Genomic DNA, 16,655 nt, shown 5'->3' with positions numbered 1-16,655 from the left:
TCATGGCGCGAGTCGGTGCTTCATGAGGCCGCGGCCTCAGCGGCTTTTGCGCTTATACGTCACGAACGCATAGTCGAAATCGTTCGGCGCATGCGCGCGATGCGTTTCGTGCGCGACTTCTTCCCACTCGTCCGGGTCGACGGCGGGGAACGTCGCGTCGCCCTGGAAATCGGCCGAGATCTCGGTGACGATCAGCTTGTCCGCGAGACGCAGCCCTTCCACATACAACTGCGCGCCGCCGATCAGAAACGCTTCCGGCGCCTGGTCCTGTGCCGCGAGCTTCAGCGCTTCGCCGAGCGTCGTCGCCGCGTCGCAGCCCTGGAAGCGCCGCGTGGCATCGCGTGTCACGACGATGTTGCGGCGTCCCGGCAGCGGCCTGCCGATCGACTCATGCGTCTTGCGGCCCATGATGATGGGCGCGCCCATCGTCGTGCGCTTGAAAAACGCGAGGTCTTCGGGAAGTCGCCAGGGCAACTGGTTGTCGCGGCCGATCACGCCGTTATTGGCGCGAGCGACGATCAGGGTGAGCGTCGTCATCGAATGGAAGGGGGAACGTAATCGGATCGATTCTACCTGAGCGAAGCGCCGCGGCCGCCGATGGAGCCGGCAGCGGCAACGGTAGCGGCGGAGCGACCTCGTCCCACAAGGTCACGCGCGCGCTTTTCGCACTCGCCGGTCGCGGCGCGCCGCGAGTCCCGATCCGCGGAATCGGCATCGTGATCGTCCGACAAAGTACCGCATGCGTTGCAATCCGTGCCCGACGGACGCGCAACCGAAGTGTTCGCATAATGACTCTCCAGATGCAGGCAATTAGCGAAACACGTGCCACCGGGCGCAATCCCTTGGTGGGTCGGGTTGCAACTTCTTGCTCGCGCAATCCGATAAAAGGAATCGGCTGTAAACGTTTCAGGTCTGAAACGGCGAGAAGAAAATACCTATTAACTGTTAATTGCAGCGGTATGAACTACCTCCAGCGCTATGTATGAGAGAACCGCTTCCCACAATTGGTTATTCGTAAGTTGATTACTTATTTATCCCCGCGCGCGCCTTGCTGGACAAGGGCAGCCGGATTAAATTCGCATAATTGTTTTCCAAGCGGCGCGCGTATAGTAAGCTCTCGGAAAGAGCTTCAAATTTAAAAAAGCCCGCTAACGGGCCGTCTCAAACACACACGCCGCTTTCTGGGGATCAGCTGTCCGCACGGAATGGAATGGCCGTTCGGTTTTTGCTATTTGCGAATCCCGAATGTGCCAGCGTGTCTGAATTGCGGTTCAGGTGCGTGCATCATCCTTAACGTTCGTTGACGAGAGGATCTGAATAATGGAACCCGCAACGCGGCAACTGATTTACGTTTCGCGAGAGCCAAGCGCGGAACTGAACACCCGCTTTCACCAGCGTGGCTGGCATGTGGAAGTGGTGGGATCGGCGCGCGACGCGCGCCGGGCCGTACGCGCCGGTTCGGCAGCGGGTGGCCTGCTCGATCTGTCCAGTCATTTCCAGCCGCATGAAATCGCCGCTTTCGAATCCTGCCTGACCATGCCGAACGTCGGCTGGGTCGCCGCGACCATGCCCGGCCAACTCCAGGACGCGGCGCTGCGCCGCCTCGTGCGCGATTATTGTTTCGACTATGTGACCGTGCCGTATTCCGGCGACCGGATCGTCGATTCCGTCGGCCATGCATACGGCATGATTTCGCTCGGCGAACCGGCTTCGAACGACGGATCGCAAGGCGCCGAAGGCGAAATGGTCGGCTCGTGCGACGCGATGCTCGCGCTGTTCCGTTCCATCCGCAAAGTTGCGATGACCGATGCGCCGGTCTTTATCTCCGGCGAATCGGGCACCGGCAAGGAACTCACGGCGGTCGCGATTCACGAGCGTTCGTCGCGGCGCAATGCGCCGTTCGTGCCGATCAACTGCGGCGCGATTCCGCCGCATCTGCTGCAGTCCGAACTATTCGGCTACGAACGCGGCGCGTTCACGGGCGCGAATCAGCGCAAGATCGGCCGCGTTGAAGCGGCCAACGGCGGCACGCTGTTTCTCGACGAAATCGGCGATCTGCCGCTCGAAAGCCAGGCGAGCCTGTTGCGCTTCCTGCAGGAGCGCAAGGTCGAGCGGCTCGGCGGTCATAGCGCGATCGACGTCGACGTGCGGATCATTTCCGCCACGCACGTCGACATGACGGCGGCCATGATCGAAGGCCGTTTCCGCTCGGACCTTTACCATCGGCTGTGCGTGCTGCAAATCGACGAGCCGCCGCTGCGCGCGCGCGGCAAGGATATTGAACTGCTCGCGCGTCACATGCTGGAACGTTTCAAGAAAGACGCAAGCCGGCGGCTGCGCGGCTTTGCACCCGACGCGATCGCGGCTTTGCACAACTACGGCTGGCCGGGCAACGTGCGCGAGCTGATCAACCGCGTGCGGCGAGCCATCGTGATGTCCGAAGGACGCGCGATCACAGCGCGCGATCTGGAATTGGCCGAGTACGTCGAGATCGTGCCGGTGTCGCTCGCGCAAGCGCGCGAAGCCGCTGAGCGTCAGGCTATCGAACTCGCGCTGTTGCGGCATCGCGGGCGTCTTGGCGACGCCGCGCAGGAGCTCGGTATTTCGCGCGTCACGCTATACCGGCTGCTCTGCTCGCATGGCATGCGTCATATGGAAAGCGAGCCGCTTTCGGCGCCGAACGGTACGTTGCCGGCATCTGTGCCGCATCTCTGAGCCGACGGGCGGGCGTTATCGGGCGTTGCGTTTGTGAATGGGCGCCGCTGCGGGTGCTGAGTTGTGCCGCGGCGGTGACTTCCGGGGTTTGCGCGCGGGAGTGTTGGCGTTGCGCGCGTTACGCCTCGCCCCGCCCCGATCCTGGTCCCGTCTGTTCTCATCACTTCTCTTCAGTTCCCCTCTGTCGCATCGCAGCGGCGGCGCCATGTCGCCGCGCTTGGTAAAATCGGGTTTTCCGCTCAATCTCGCGGCACGCCGGCTGTAGCGTGCGCCGGCCTGCGCCGCGTCGAAGGAACCCGCATGAAACAATACCTGGACCTCGTCCGCACGATTCTCGACACTGGCTCGTGGCAGGAGAACCGCACCGGCATTCGCACGATCAGCATGCCGGGCGCCATGTTGCGCTTCGATCTCCAGCAAGGTTTCCCGGCGGTCACGACGAAGAAACTCGCGTTCAAGTCGGCCGTGGGCGAACTGGTCGGTTTCCTGCGCGCGTCGCGCAGCGCGGCGGATTTCCGCGATCTCGGCTGCAAGGTGTGGGACGCCAACGCGAACCAGAACCCGCAGTGGCTGGCCAACCCGTATCGCGAGGGCCCCGACGATCTCGGCGATGTCTACGGCGTGCAATGGCGTCAATGGCCCGCGTACAAGGTGCTGGACGCCGCGGCGAGCGCGCAGCTTGCCGACGCGACCGCGCGCGGCTTTCAAGTAGTGACGGAGTTCGACGAAAACGGCAGCCGCAAGGTGCTGCTGTACAAGGCAATCGATCAATTGCGCCAGTGTCTCGACACGATCATGCAGAACCCGTCGGACCGGCGGATTCTGTTTCATGCGTGGAACCCGGCCGTGCTGGACCAGATCGCGTTGCCCGCGTGCCATCTGCTTTATCAGTTCCTGCCGAACGTCGCGCGCAAGGAGATTTCGCTGTGCCTGTACATCCGCAGCAACGATGTCGGGCTCGGCACGCCGTTCAATCTGACCGAGGGCGCGGCGTTGCTGCATCTGGTCGGCCGCCTGACGGGCTATACGCCGCGCTGGTTCACCTACTTTATCGGCGACGCACACATCTACGAGAATCAGCTTGCCATGCTGCAGGAGCAGCTCAAGCGCGAGCCGTATGAAAGCCCGACGCTCGCGATCTCCGACCGCGTGCCGGACTACGCGAAGACCGGCGTGTACGAGCCGGAATGGCTCGAGAAGATCGAACCGTCGGACTTTTCGCTGGTCGGCTATCGGCATCACGAGCCGCTGACGGCGCCGATGGCGGTTTAAGCGGCGCTGTACGGAGAAGGGTAAAGCCCCTGCGATGTGAATCGCGGGGGCTTTTTTTATGTCGATGAACGTTGCGGTTTGGGAAAGCAGAGAGCGCTTAGCCTCGGTGATGCTCGTCGTGGCCACCGCCCGACCGCTGCTCGCCGTGCGGCGGTTGTGGTTGCGGCTGCGGACGCGGTTGCTGCTGCTGCGCTTGCGGCTGAGGACGCGGTTCTGGGCGTGGCTGCGCTTGCTGCGGATGGAACTCGGGACGCGGTTGCTGCTGAGCCTGCGGCTGAGGACGTGGTTCTGGACGCGGCTGCATCTGCTGCGGATGGAACTCAGGGCGCGGCTGCTGAGCCTGCGGCTGAGGACGCGGCTCGGGGCGCGGCTGCATCTGCTGCGGATGGAACTCCGGACGCGGCTGCTGTTGCGCCTGCATCTGCTGCGGATTGAGTGCGGAACGCGGCTGCTGTTGCGCCTGCGGCTGACGCTGCGGCTCAGCCCCCGGCTGTGCCTGCTGCTGACGAAACTCCTGCCGAGGCGGCTCTTGCCCCCGCGGTTGCGGGCGCACTTCGCCACCAGCCTGCGCCTGAACCCCCTGACGCGGCTGCTCCTGAACCTGCTGCGGCCGCCCGAGCGGCTGCGCGCGTTGGTCCCGCTGCGTTGGCTGCCCATCCTGCCGCAGCCCCTGACTTTGACCTTGCCCGATCCGCGTCTGCTGTCCCACGGCCGGATTCTGCACCGGACGAGGCACACCGCCTTGCCGCCCCGCGGCATCCACGTCACCGCGACCTTGCTGAGCGACGCCGCCCGTTGGCCCCTGCGATCCCTCAACACCGCGCTGCGAATTCTGCTGCGCTTGCTGACCCATCGGCACATGCGGCTGAGTCCAGACAGGCTGCTGACGACCATCGGCTCCAGCTTGCCGCCCCGCGTCTTGTGACCGCGCAAACCCGGCCGCGTTGCCGCCGTTCTCACGCGGCGGACGCGGCACGCCGTTGAACGCGGCGCCCGTCGCGCCAGCCGGCTGGCCGTTCGCCAGTGCCTGCATGCCGGGCCGCCCCTGCTGCATCGCTGCATGCGGCGGTTCGCCTGCGCCAGGCGCCTCGCCCAGGCGGCGCCCCGCCTGGTCCCCGCGATCAGCAGCGCCCGGTGCGGGCCGGCCGCCGAGCCCCGGCTCAGGAACCGGCGCGCCTGCTGCCGCGCCAGGCATTCGTCCCGGAAGATGCGACTGCACGACCCGGACGTTTTGCATCGGTGAAGAACCAGGCGTGCCCGCGAAGTGCGCCGGCACCGACGTCCGCACGATCGGCTGCCCCGCGCCAGGCACGCGCGCGCCGCTTTGCGCAAAACGCTGCGCGAGGCCGTCGCGGTACGCCGGCGGCAGCGACGGACTGCGCGTCGCCATCACCGGACGCCCGATGACGCCCGCCGGCGGCCGGTAATTCGCGTTGCGCTGGCCGGGCCCGAAGCTCTCGCGCACCGGCGCGATGCCCGGAGCGCCGGGGTTGATCCGCGCGTTGCGCCACTGCGCCGGGTCGACCTTCTGCGCGAACCGTCCGACCGGCTGTCCGTGAACGAAAGCCGTCGCGGGCACGGCGGTCACGGCCCGCGGCGCCCGATAGTTGATGTACGTGTTGTGGACGTTGGTGATGTTGGTGATGTTGGTGTGGTTGTAGCTGTTGACCACCGTCGTGCGATTGACGCGTTCGTAGTAGCGCGGGCTCCAGTTGTCGCGGCCGCCCCATTGCGGGTGCCATCGTTCGCCGGGGCCGAGCGGGAACCAAGCGACGCCCGCAGCCATCGCGCCGCCGATCGCCAGATTCACGCCCCAATCGACCCCGCCGCCACCGCCGCCGACGAACGCCACCAGCGCCGGCGCATAAACCGGCGGCGCGTTGACCACTACAGGGCCCGGCACCCACGCCCACGAATCGTCGACATAAGCCCAGCGGCCGTAGTGGTAGGGCGCGAAACCCCACGGCGCGTCGTCGACCCATGTCCAGCCCCACGGCGCCTGCCATACCCAGTGGCCGTCGTGATAGGGCGCCCAGCCTGCGGGCGTCGCGCGCGGCACCCAGACTTCGCCGTATTGCGGACTGCTGCGCCACGTGCCGTTGGCGTCGAGGTCCTGATAACCCGGAATTTCGCGCGATACATACCGCGCCGATACCGAGCGGTCTTCCGCGGCGTCGCGGCTCGCGGCCCATTGGTCGAACGCGTCGGCGCCCGGCGCGCCGTTGTCGGCGAGCGCCTGCAGATTGGTGCCGGCAAAGCGCAGTTGCTGGCCGGCGGCGATCGGCACCTGAGCGCCGTCGCCATAAGCCGTTGCGCTGCCGCTGCGCACGGTGACGGTGGTGCTGCTGCCGTCGGGCGCGACGTCCACGCGGTAGTCGCCCGCGCCGTTCAGCCCGAGCGCGAGATTCGGGGTGTCGATTTCATACGACGAGCCCGGCGGCAATTCCCGCACGCGCGCCGACAGCGTGCCTTGCGCGACCTTCAACTGCGCGCTGTTGTCGTCGAGATTGAGCAGATCGAGACTGGCGGACTCGCCCAGACGCACGGCCGTCGAGCCGATATGCAGCTCGGAGCGTGCGTTCCGGTCATTCCACAACTGATCGCCGGTGGTGAGCGGCCGATTGATCTGGGCGTACGACCAGTCGGCGGCGCCGGCGGGCTCTGTCGTGACGGTCCCGGCCATGTAGTTGAGACGCGCGACGCGCCCCGGCGGATCGGCGTCCTGCGTCGCGACGCCTTGCGGCGCGGGAGCGGCTTGCTGCGCGAGCGCGCATTGCGTCGCGAACAGGAAGGCGGCGGTGGCGAGCAACGTGTAGCCGAGTGTCCGATGTCTCGACGGTTCGCGCGGGGTCGTGGTTTTCATGATTCGTTCTCCGACGGACGATGCACATGCAGCATCCGTGAACCACTCTACCCGCGCCCTATGTTTCAAGGCCCCCACTTTTGTAAGGCCGTCTCACCAGCGGTAACAAAAGGTCTCGATCGAGGCGTGGAGGCGGGCTCGGCTGCGTTTGGCGCGCCAACCCGGACTCAACGCCGAGCCGCTCCGGACTCAAGGCTTCGACGTTCCGAGTACCCGCCGCTCATTCCGCGAGAAACGCGTCGAAATGCCGATGACCTGCCGGCGTGATCCGCAAAATGCGCGGCCGCTCGGTTCGTTCGACCCAGCCGCGCGCCGCCCACGAATCCAGCAATGCCGCGCCGAGGGCGCCGCCGAGGTGCGGGCGCCGCTCGCTCCAGTCCGGGCATGTGCAGGCGAAGCGGCGTCGACGGCTGCGCTGCGCCGACACGTCGATGCCCCAGTCGGCGAAGCGGGCCGCGCCGTCGGACGTGGCTTCGAGCGACGTCCCTTGCAGGCTCAGCAGTCCGCGGCCGACGAGCCGCTCGAACACCCGCACCGACAGTTCGCCCGCCATGTGGTCGTAGCAGGTGCGCGCGTAGCGCATGTCGGTCGGCACCGTGCGCACCGGACGCGGCGCGGGGCGCTGCGGCGCGCTGACTTGCGCGACGTTGGCGAGCGCTTCGATGGAGGCCGCGATATCCGCCGATGCAATCCGGAAATAGCGATGCCGGCCGCGCACTTCGAGCGCGAGCAGGCCGCCGTCGGTGAGACGCGCGAGATGCGCGCTGGCCGCCGACGGCGACAGCCCGGCGATCATCGTGAGTTCGCCGGCGGGGCGGGCGCTGCCGTCCATCAGCGCCCACAGCATGGCTGCGCGGCCGGGGTCGGCCAGTAGCGCGCCGATCCGGCTGAGGCCCGGAAAATGGTTGTGTTCGTCTGCGAGGATGGCGGGCATGGGGCGCTCCGTGTTCGGTCTTTCGGGCGATGCGCGGGTCGCACAACGCGTCATGTGGCCACTCTACGCGGCGCATGCATTCGATGTTTCAGCTTAGCGTGAACCGTCGAATGCAGCAGCTACGAAAACCCGGCCCGTCTGCAGGCGGACCGTGCTCGGCGCTTGCCTGTGCGTTCATGCGTGCGCTTCCACTGCCAAGCTAGAATCGACGCCTGTCTTTCGAAGGAACGCAGTCATGAAAACGGTTTTGGCCTTAGTGGCGTCGATCGTGTTGCTGGGCGCTTGCGCGCAGGGCGGTTCGACGTCGGGCGCGGGCACCGGCAGCGTCACCATGTACGGCACGATCGACGAAGGCATCACTTTTCGTAAGTAACGGAACGGCCGCACGGTCTGGTTAAACGGCCCCGAATGGCAGAAAGTGATGCATCATTGTCATGACTGCCACGCGCGAGCATGTGACGATGCGGCTTTCGCCACTCGAGCCACTCAGGCCACTCGAGGCACCTGGACCAGTTGGACCCCGGAAGCCGCGATGGCTTGAACAGCGACCGCCGCGACGGTGCGCTCAGAGCCGCCGCGATCACTCTCCGCCGCCGGAACCGACCTATGCCGCCAGCCGCTTCTGCCTCTACTTCCACCCCCAGCACCGCGTCGACTTTCTCCGACCACGCCACCGATCTGCGCGGCCCCGATCCCCACGGCCGCCGCGCCGCGCGCGTGCTGGCCGTTTGCCAGGCGCTGTACACATCGTCGGTATCGATCGATCTGACGCTGACCGGGCTCGTCGGCTACACGCTCGCCGACGACAAGGCGCTCGCCACACTGCCGTTCTCGTTGATCACGGTCGCGGCCGCGCTGACGACCGTCTTCGCTTCGTTCCTGATGGCGCGCATCGGCCGTCGCGCGGGCTTCGTACTCGGCGCGGGCGTCGGCGCGCTGGGCGGCGCGGTGTCCGTGTGGGCGATTTTCCATCACGACTTCTGGGCGTTCTGCGCGGGCACGGCGACCGTCGGCGTGTTTCAGGCGTTCGCGCAGTACTACCGGTTGGCCGCTGCCGACGCGGTCGGACTCGAGGGCAAGAGCCGCGCGATCTCGACGGTGCTCACGGGCGGCGTCGTCGCGGCCGTGTGCGGTCCGCTGCTCGCCGCGTGGAGCAAGGACTGGCTCGCGCCGGTCGCGTTCGCGGGCTCGTATGCGCTCGTGACCGGACTCGGGCTCGCGTCGATCGTCCTGCTGATGCTGCTGTACCGCGACATGGCGCCTGCGCCCGCCGCGGCCACTTCCGACGACGCCGCGCGGCCTCTGCGCGAGATCGTGCGGCAGCCGATCTTCGCGGCGGCGCTCGCGAACAACGCGCTCGGCTACGCCGTGATGATGTTCGTGATGACCGCGACGCCGATCGCGGCGGTGGCGTGCGGGCACAGCATCGGCGACGGCGCTGCGATCATCCAGTGGCATCTGGTCGGCATGTTCGCGCCGTCGCTGTTCTCCGCCCGGCTGATCCGGCGCTTCGGCGTGCTGCCGGTGATCGGCGCGGGCATCGCGCTGTCGGCGTTGTGCGGCGTGTTCGCGTTGCGTTCGACTGATCTCCCGCATTTCTACGCCGCGCTCGCGTGTCTGGGCGTCGGCTGGAACTTCATGTTCGTCGGCGGCTCGACGCTGCTCGCGCAATCGTACCGGCCGTCGGAGCGCGCGAGGACGCAGGCGACCAGCGAATTCACGACGTTCGCGTGTTCCGCGCTCGGCTCGTTGTTCGCCGGGCAATTGCTGGCGCGCTTCGGCTGGGCGGCGATCAATGCGGCGATCTTTCCGCTCCTCGGCGTGGCGGCGCTTGCGACGCTGGCTTACGCGCGCTCGTTGAAACGCCGCGCGGCGTCGGGAGTCGCGTGATGAGCGCGCGTCATATCGTGTTCGCCGTCGCGCCCGATCTCGTGTTGCTCGACGCGTGCGGTCCGCTCGAAGCGTTCTGGCGCGCGGAACTGACTATGGCCGCGGGGAGGGGGGATGGTAGGGGCGCTGGTGCTGGCACTGGCTTCGGCACTGGCTCCGGCTCTGGTTCTGGCTCCGGCAACGGCAACGGCAACGGCAACACCAACGGCAACGGCAACACCAACGGCAACGGCAACACCAACGGCAACGGCAACACCAACGGCAACACCAACGGCAACACCAGCGGCGCCTCGCCCGTGCCCCACTCGCCGCACTCCCGCCCCGTCGCATACCGCACGACGGTTGCATCGATTGACGGCGGCGTCCTTCAGACCTTTCCTGGCTTGCCGGTCGTGACCGAACGGCTTGACTCGCTCGACGCCCAGCCGATCGACACACTGATCGTCCCCGGCGTTCCCATCGATGAGCACTGCACGCTGCAACCCGAACTCGTCGCGTGGATCAGGCGCAATGCGCCGCGCGCCCGCCGCATCTGCTCCGTGTGCACCGGTGCGTTCTACCTGGCGGCGGCGGGCCTGCTCGACGGCCGGCGCGCGACCACGCACTGGCGCGAGGCCGCGCATCTCGCGCGCCGTTTTCCCAATGTGCACGTCGACGCCGATCCGATTTTCATCCGCGACGCGGGGCCAGGCGCGGGGTCAGACGGACACACCAGCACAACCCCGCGCGAAAGCGTGGTCTGGACGTCGGCAGGCGTGACCGCAGGCATCGATCTCGCGCTTGCGCTGATCGACGAAGACCTCGGCCACGCAGTCGCGATGCAGGCCGCACGGCGCCTCGTCGTCTTCATGAAGCGGCCGGGCGGCCAGTCGCAGTTCAGCGCGGCGCTGGCGGCGCAGGCATCGGCGGGCGGGCCGTTCGACGCGTTGCATAGCTGGATGGCCGCGCATCTGCGTGACGATTTGACGGTCGAACGGCTCGCCGAGCGCGCGCGGATGACGCCGCGGACTTTCGCGCGCCGCTACGTCGACGAAGTGGGGCGCACGCCGGCGAAAACCGTGTCGGCGCTGCGTCTCGAAGCGGCTTCGCGGGCGCTCGCGGAATCACGTCGGCCGCTTAAGCGGATCGCGCTCGACTGCGGCTTCGGCAGCGAGCAGAACTTGCGGCGCGCGTTCGTACGGCGCTTCGGCGTGTTGCCGCTCGATTATCGCGAGCGGTTTATGTCGGCGGCAGCAGCGCCGTCGTCGGCGGCGAGCGGCGTGGTTGCCGCGGACAGCGGGCGCCTCGAAACGCTCTGAACCGCGATGCTCGCGCGGAGAACCCGCGCATCGAGTAGTGGAAATTCGACGTCAAAATCCGCGCCATGCGTCGCCGTACCGCTTCGGCGTGCTGCCGCTCGATTATCGGGAGCGGTTTATGTCGGCGGCAGCAGCGCCGTCGTTGGCGGCGAGCGGTGCGATTGTCGCGGACAGCGCGCGCCCGAAGTGCGCTGAACCGCCACGCGCGCGCGGAGAACCCGCCGCATCGAGTAATGGAAACTCGATGTCGAGATCCGCGGCACGCTTCGTTGCACAGCAAGCCCGCGCGGCCGCACCCGTCGCCACCGTCGTCGACCTTAAGCGCTCAACAAGCCCAGCCGCCGCCCAAACAAGCACCACCTCGTCCACCTATCGCCTCACCAGCCGATCCCACAAAGTGGCGCGCCGTCAATATTGCGCTCGTATAATCGCCTCCTTTCAATGCATCCGATTGACCGGAGTCAAGATGAGCAGCCATCCCGCAGCGCCGCTGGACCGTTCCGAAACCACCTTCCGTTTTCTGGCCGAACCGAGTTCGGTCAACTTCGGCGGCAAGGTGCACGGCGGCGCGCTGATGAAATGGATCGACGAAACCGCCTATGCGTGCGCGGCCGTCTGGTCGGGGCGTTATTGCGTGACGGTGAGCGTCGGCAATATTCGTTTTCGTCGGCCGATTCTGGTCGGCAACCTCGTCGAATTGCGCGCGCGGGTCGTGGCGACGGGACGCACCAGCATGCACATCCACGTGTCGGTGCAGGCGGGCGATCCGAAGGGCGGGGAGTTGCTGCAGACCACGGACTGTCTCGTCGTGATGGTCGCGGTCAACGAGAACGGCAGCCCGGTGCAGGTGCCGTCGTTCGTACCGGAAACCGACGAGCAGAAGCGCCTCGCGAGATACGCAATGGATGTGAAGGAAGCGCTCGACGCGATCGTCGAACTGAAGCCTGAAGAAGTGGCGCAGGGCAAGATCTGAACAACGAGGGTTACGGGCGCCGACTTCAAAGCGGTGCGAGCCACAAGCGCACGCACCTCACGTACCGAACCCACGTTTCCAGACCGAAAATCAAAGCGGGCAAACCGGGCAAACCGGGCAAACCGGGCAAACCGGGCGACTCACCACGAGCCGCCCAACAACCGCCCGAGGCATCGAGGCGTCCCTACGGCGCCGAATGCCCGACCATATCTCCCGGCCGCACCCATTCGTCGAACTGCTGCTCGGTGACATGACCGAGCGCGAGCGCCGCGGCTTTCAGCGTGGTGCCTTCCTTGTGCGCCTTCTTCGCGATCTGCGCGGCCTTGTCGTAACCGATGTGCGGATTGAGCGCCGTCACCAGCATCAGCGATTCGTTAAGCAGCGTGTCGATCCGCTCGCGATTCGGCTCGATGCCAACCGCACAGTTCTCGTTGAAACTGCGCGCGCCGTCCGTCAGCAGACGAATGGATTGCAGCACGTTGTGCGCAATCATCGGCCGGAATACGTTCAGTTCGAAGTTGCCGCTCGCGCCGCCGATGTTCACCGCGACGTCGTTGCCGAACACCTGCGCGCACAGCATCGTCAATGCTTCGGACTGCGTCGGATTGACCTTGCCCGGCATGATGGAGCTGCCCGGTTCGTTCTCCGGAATCGACAGTTCGCCGAGGCCGCAGCGCGGACCGCTCGCGAGCCAGCGGATGTCGTTCGCGATCTTGTTCAGGCCCGCGGCCACCGTCTTCAGCGCGCCGTGCGCGAAGACGAGTGCATCGGCGGCCGCCATCACTTCGAATTTGTTGGGTGCGGTGACGAAGGGCACGCCGGTGAGCTTCGCGATCTCCGCCGCCACCTTCTGCGCGAACTGCGGATGCGCGTTAAGGCCGGTGCCGACCGCCGTGCCGCCCTGCGCGAGTTCGTACAGATGCGGCAACGCCGATTCGACGTGGCGAATGCCCTGGTCAAGCTGCGCGACGTAACCTGAAAACTCCTGGCCGAGCGTGAGCGGCGTCGCGTCCTGCAAGTGCGTGCGGCCGATCTTGACGATGTCGGCGAACGCGCGCGCTTTGCCGTCGAGCGTATCGCGCAGCGTCTTCAAAGCGGGCACGAGATGCTTGACGATGCCATGCGCGGCGGCCACGTGCATCGCAGTCGGAAACACGTCGTTCGACGATTGCCCGCGATTCACGTCGTCGTTCGGATGAACCTTGCGCGCCTCGCCGCGCTCGCCGCCGAGCAGCTCGCTCGCGCGATTCGCGATTACTTCGTTGAGGTTCATGTTGGTCTGCGTGCCGGAGCCGGTCTGCCAGACGGCGAGCGGAAACTCTTCCGGATGCTTGCCGTCGATGATCTCATCCGCCGCCTGCATGATCGCGCGCGCCTTGCTTTCGTCGAGCACGCCGAGGCCCAGGTTCACCTCGGCGGCGGCGCGCTTGATCACGGCGAGCGCGGTGATCAGTTCGGGCGATTGCTTCTCGGTGGAAATGCGGAAATTCTGCAGCGAGCGCTGCGTTTGCGCGCCCCATAGACGGGCGTTCGGCACGGCGATTTCACCGAACGTGTCGCGCTCCATTCGTACGTCTTCAGTCATGGTTCAGCTCCGCTTTTAAAGTTCTGCGTTGACCGGCAATAAGGAGAATAGCCCGGTTAGCGCATTCCGGTATAACCCTGCCTGCGGGTCGAAAATATAGGTGCGCCGCACGCCGTTCTCCACATCGGTCCAGACGAGCGGCGACAGCGGCGCGCCGATCGAGCGGAGATAGGCGAGCTGCGCGTCGTCGGCGAGCGTCACGCGATAGCTTTGTTGCGGTTCGATCGCGCGGTCGAAGATGTCAGCCACCTGCGCCGCCAGTTCCGGACTGTGGATCACGAGCGCGAGTTCGGTGTTCAGGTTCGCCGAGCGCGGATCGAGGTTCATTGAACCGATCACCAGAATGCGCCGGTCGATCATAAAAGTCTTCGCATGCAGACTCGCGCGCGAACGCGAGCCCGCGAAACCCGCGGCCGGCGTTTCCTGGCGCGGTCGGAACTCATATAGCTCGACGCCCTGCTTGAGCAGCGGCACGCGAAACGGACTGTAGCCGGCTTGCACCGCGACCGCGTCGGTGGCGGCGAGTGAATTCGTCAGGATTGCTACGCGCACGCCGCGCTGCGTCAGTTCGCTGAGCGCCTTGACGCCCGCCTCGTGCGGAACGAAGTAGGGCGACACGATCAGGAAATCCTTGTGCGCGTCCTTGATCAGTTCGCCGAGCCGCTTCAGCGGCGGACTCACGTAGTCCGGCGACGGGTTCTCGATCTTCTCCGGCTCATCCGCCTTGAACTCGGCGTGCGCCCACGTCAGGCCGAGTTGCCTGCTGGAAATCTGCGCGGCGAGCGGCGTCGCATTCAGCGGCTTTGCGTTGTATGGATCGGCGTTGGTGCGCCAGTGCTGGCGAAGATCGTCGCGCGTCTGGTCGAGTTCCTTTGCGTCGAACTTCTGCTTGTTCAGCACACGCAACGGATACGCGAGACTGCTGTTCCAGTAATCGTCGAAGCTCGCGGAGACATCGGCGGTGATCGGACCGGCGGCGAGCACGTCGATGTCGCGGAACTGCAGTACCTCGCTCGCGCTGAAGTATTCGTCGCCGAGATTGCGGCCGCCGACAATCGCCAACTGGTTATCCGCGATCATCGCCTTGTTGTGCATGCGGCGCGTGAAGTGGCCGATCTGTGTGAAGAGATTCGTGGTGCGCTCGAACACCCCTTCGCGCGCGCTGCCGAACGGATTGAAGACGCGAATCTCGATGTTGCTGTGCGAATTCAGGCCCGCCATGATGCGGTCGATGTCCTTGAAATTCAGGTCGTCGACCAGCATGCGTACGCGCACGCCGTGATCCGCCGCATAGAGCGCCGCGCCGAGCAGCAGCTTGCCGGTGGTGTCCTCGTTGGCGATGTAGTACTGCATGTCGAGCGTCTTGGTCGCCGCGCGGGCGAGCGCAATGCGCATCTGCAACGCGTCGGTGCCGCTCGATAGCACGCGAAAACCCGACTCGTCCGGATGAGCGGCTTCAAGTGGCGCGAGCGCTGCGCGAAGCGGCGTGTTCTCGGTGGCGGGCAGCGCGTGAGTGACCGGACGGTCGAACGCGGTGGCGGGCGGCCTCGTCGCGCACGCGGTCAGAAATGCCGATGCGCAACACAGCAGGAAGAAATGTCTCGCAGAACTGATTGCACGCTTGCGCTGCATCGCGGTCTGCTTTTGTTGTGTAGGCAACTGCACGCTCTTTCCCCTTTGTTGTTCAGGCTTTTCGTGCGGCGGCGCAGTGTCTTCACACGCGCCGCCGAGAAAACCATTCTAAGGGGAATCGGGCCGCCGGACTGTTGGCGGCGGCACGAGATGGGCGTGCTTAGACGCGTCCGGGATTCACCGCGCGTTCGTCGTTGGCATGGGTCGAGCCTTCCGCCGGACGCCCTGCCCAGAAGCCCGCGAGCAGCGAGCCCGAGAGGTTGTGCCACACCGAGAACAAGGCGCCCGGCAACGCGGCGATCGGCGTGAAATACAGCTTGCCGAGCGTCGCGGCGAGGCCCGAGTTCTGCATGCCGACTTCGATGGCGAGCGTGCGGCAGACGGCTTCGTCGAAACCAAGCAGACGGCCGCCCCAATAACCGCCGAGCAGACCGATGCCGTTGTGCAGCACGACGCCGAACATCACGACGAGGCCGACGGACGCAATGCTCTTTTGCGTGCCGCCCACCACCGCGCCGATGATCAGCAGAATCGCGACCATCGACACGAGCGGCAGCACGGGTTCCACTTTGCGCACCGTCTTGTTGAACAGATGATTCACCGCGAGGCCGACCACGATCGGCAGCGCGACGATCTGCAGGATGCTCATCAGCATGCCGTGCACGTCGACCGCGATTGACGCGTCCACATAAAGGCGCGTGAGGAGCGGCGTCGCAAATACGCCGACCAGCGTGGACAACGCGCTGATCGTTACCGACAGCGCGACGTCGCCGCGCGCGAGATAGATCATCACGTTTGACGCCGTGCCGCTCGCGACGCTGCCGACCAGCACCATGCCCGCCGTCAGGTCGGGCGGCATGCGCAACGCCTTCGCGATCGCCCAGGCGGCAAGCGGCATCACGAGGTAATGCAGCACGATGCCTGCGATCACCGGCGCGGGCCGCGTGAAGACGCGCTGGAAATCGGCGACGGAGAGCGTGACGCCCATCGCCAGCATGATGATGGTCAGGAGTGTGGTGACGTGCGGCGCGATGCCGGAAAACGATGCCGGCGACGAATAGGCGGCAACCGAAATGAGCACGGCCCAGAGTGGAAAGAGACGGGTGATGCGGGCAAGCATGAGGCGAGGTCCTTGGTTGGGTATTTTTTCGTGAGAAGCGACTGGCGAAAAGCGCGGGTCTCTAGTAATGCCGTATTAAGCGCTATTGGCGCGGCGCGCGGCGATGGTTCTGCGAAGCGGCGGTGCCGTTATGGATCGGATCGGCCGCGCGCGAGCCGCTTACCCGCAGCGTGTGTGTCGCGCCGGTTGCGCTGTTCGTCTCTTGCAGGAGAAAGGCAGTGCGTCAGCGGATGGCGGACCTGCCGGCGGCGCGGTCCTTTGTGAGGAGCGCGGCCGCGTTTTTTCGTCGGATGGACGCGGGTTCGCGTCGCTCGGAACGAACGCGCATTTTACCGTTGCCGCGCAAAGGCTGCCGGACGCTTCGTTGCGCGTG

Annotated in this window: 12 protein-coding genes; 6 read left to right on the top strand and 6 right to left on the bottom strand. The window is 66.0% G+C overall.

Annotated features, from left to right (window positions below):
- Positions 1-36 precede the first annotated feature (36 nt).
- Positions 37-537, bottom strand: a complete 501-nt coding sequence (locus tag P0D87_RS25800; protein WP_006052840.1) for a dihydrofolate reductase — start codon at positions 535-537, stop codon at positions 37-39.
- 783 nt (positions 538-1,320) lie between these two features.
- Here P0D87_RS25800 and P0D87_RS25795 point away from each other — a divergent pair.
- Both P0D87_RS25795 and P0D87_RS25790 read left to right on the top strand, forming a co-directional pair.
- Positions 1,321-2,715 (top strand): sigma-54 dependent transcriptional regulator, encoded by a 1,395-nt coding sequence (locus P0D87_RS25795; protein ID WP_006052841.1) that lies wholly within the window; start codon positions 1,321-1,323, stop codon positions 2,713-2,715.
- Positions 2,716-3,015: 300 nt separating this feature from the next.
- Positions 3,016-3,987, top strand: a complete 972-nt coding sequence (locus tag P0D87_RS25790) for a thymidylate synthase (RefSeq protein WP_053858576.1) — start codon at positions 3,016-3,018, stop codon at positions 3,985-3,987.
- A 97-nt stretch (positions 3,988-4,084) separates the two neighbouring features.
- Here P0D87_RS25790 and P0D87_RS25785 read toward each other — a convergent pair whose 3' ends face one another.
- Together P0D87_RS25785 and P0D87_RS25780 are read right to left on the bottom strand one after the other, a co-directional pair.
- On the bottom strand, positions 4,085-6,850 hold the full coding sequence (locus P0D87_RS25785) for a DUF6600 domain-containing protein (RefSeq protein ID WP_053858575.1): 2,766 nt from the start codon (positions 6,848-6,850) through the stop codon (positions 4,085-4,087).
- 220 nt (positions 6,851-7,070) lie between these two features.
- Positions 7,071-7,784 (bottom strand): ArsR/SmtB family transcription factor, encoded by a 714-nt coding sequence (locus P0D87_RS25780; protein WP_029967826.1) that lies wholly within the window; start codon positions 7,782-7,784, stop codon positions 7,071-7,073.
- Positions 7,785-8,019: 235 nt separating this feature from the next.
- Here P0D87_RS25780 and P0D87_RS25775 point away from each other — a divergent pair, with 235 nt between their 5' ends.
- The 4 genes from P0D87_RS25775 (at position 8,020) to P0D87_RS25760 (ending at position 11,945) form a co-directional block, all read left to right on the top strand.
- Positions 8,020-8,157 carry a hypothetical protein gene (locus P0D87_RS25775; RefSeq protein ID WP_171799876.1) on the top strand — a complete coding sequence of 46 codons (138 nt, stop codon included), beginning with the start codon at positions 8,020-8,022 and terminating at the stop codon, positions 8,155-8,157.
- A gap of 233 nt (positions 8,158-8,390) precedes the next feature.
- Positions 8,391-9,674, top strand: a complete 1,284-nt coding sequence (locus P0D87_RS25770) for an MFS transporter (RefSeq protein ID WP_053858574.1) — start codon at positions 8,391-8,393, stop codon at positions 9,672-9,674.
- Positions 9,674-10,972, top strand: coding sequence for a GlxA family transcriptional regulator (locus P0D87_RS25765; protein ID WP_408637075.1), 1,299 nt, complete (start codon positions 9,674-9,676; stop codon positions 10,970-10,972). Before P0D87_RS25770 ends, P0D87_RS25765 begins: the two co-directional genes overlap by 1 nt.
- Before the next feature lie 466 nt (positions 10,973-11,438).
- Positions 11,439-11,945 (top strand): acyl-CoA thioesterase, encoded by a 507-nt coding sequence (locus P0D87_RS25760; RefSeq protein ID WP_006052848.1) that lies wholly within the window; start codon positions 11,439-11,441, stop codon positions 11,943-11,945.
- A 184-nt stretch (positions 11,946-12,129) separates the two neighbouring features.
- Here the strand turns inward: P0D87_RS25760 and fumC are convergent, their stop codons facing one another.
- From fumC to panS, 3 genes are all read right to left on the bottom strand, one after another.
- Positions 12,130-13,530, bottom strand: coding sequence for a class II fumarate hydratase (gene fumC, locus P0D87_RS25755; RefSeq protein ID WP_053858572.1), 1,401 nt, complete (start codon positions 13,528-13,530; stop codon positions 12,130-12,132).
- Between the two features lie 15 nt (positions 13,531-13,545).
- On the bottom strand, positions 13,546-15,162 hold the full coding sequence (locus P0D87_RS25750; protein ID WP_053858571.1) for a phospholipase D family protein: 1,617 nt from the start codon (positions 15,160-15,162) through the stop codon (positions 13,546-13,548).
- 160 nt (positions 15,163-15,322) lie between these two features.
- On the bottom strand, positions 15,323-16,282 hold the full coding sequence (panS, locus tag P0D87_RS25745; protein WP_053858570.1) for a ketopantoate/pantoate/pantothenate transporter PanS: 960 nt from the start codon (positions 16,280-16,282) through the stop codon (positions 15,323-15,325).
- Positions 16,283-16,655 lie beyond the last annotated feature (373 nt).

It is taken from the genome of Paraburkholderia sp. RL17-368-BIF-A, from assembly GCF_046054045.1.
Taxonomy (GTDB): Bacteria; Pseudomonadota; Gammaproteobacteria; order Burkholderiales; family Burkholderiaceae; genus Paraburkholderia; species Paraburkholderia graminis.
This window is presented reverse-complemented; position numbering and strand designations above follow the sequence as displayed.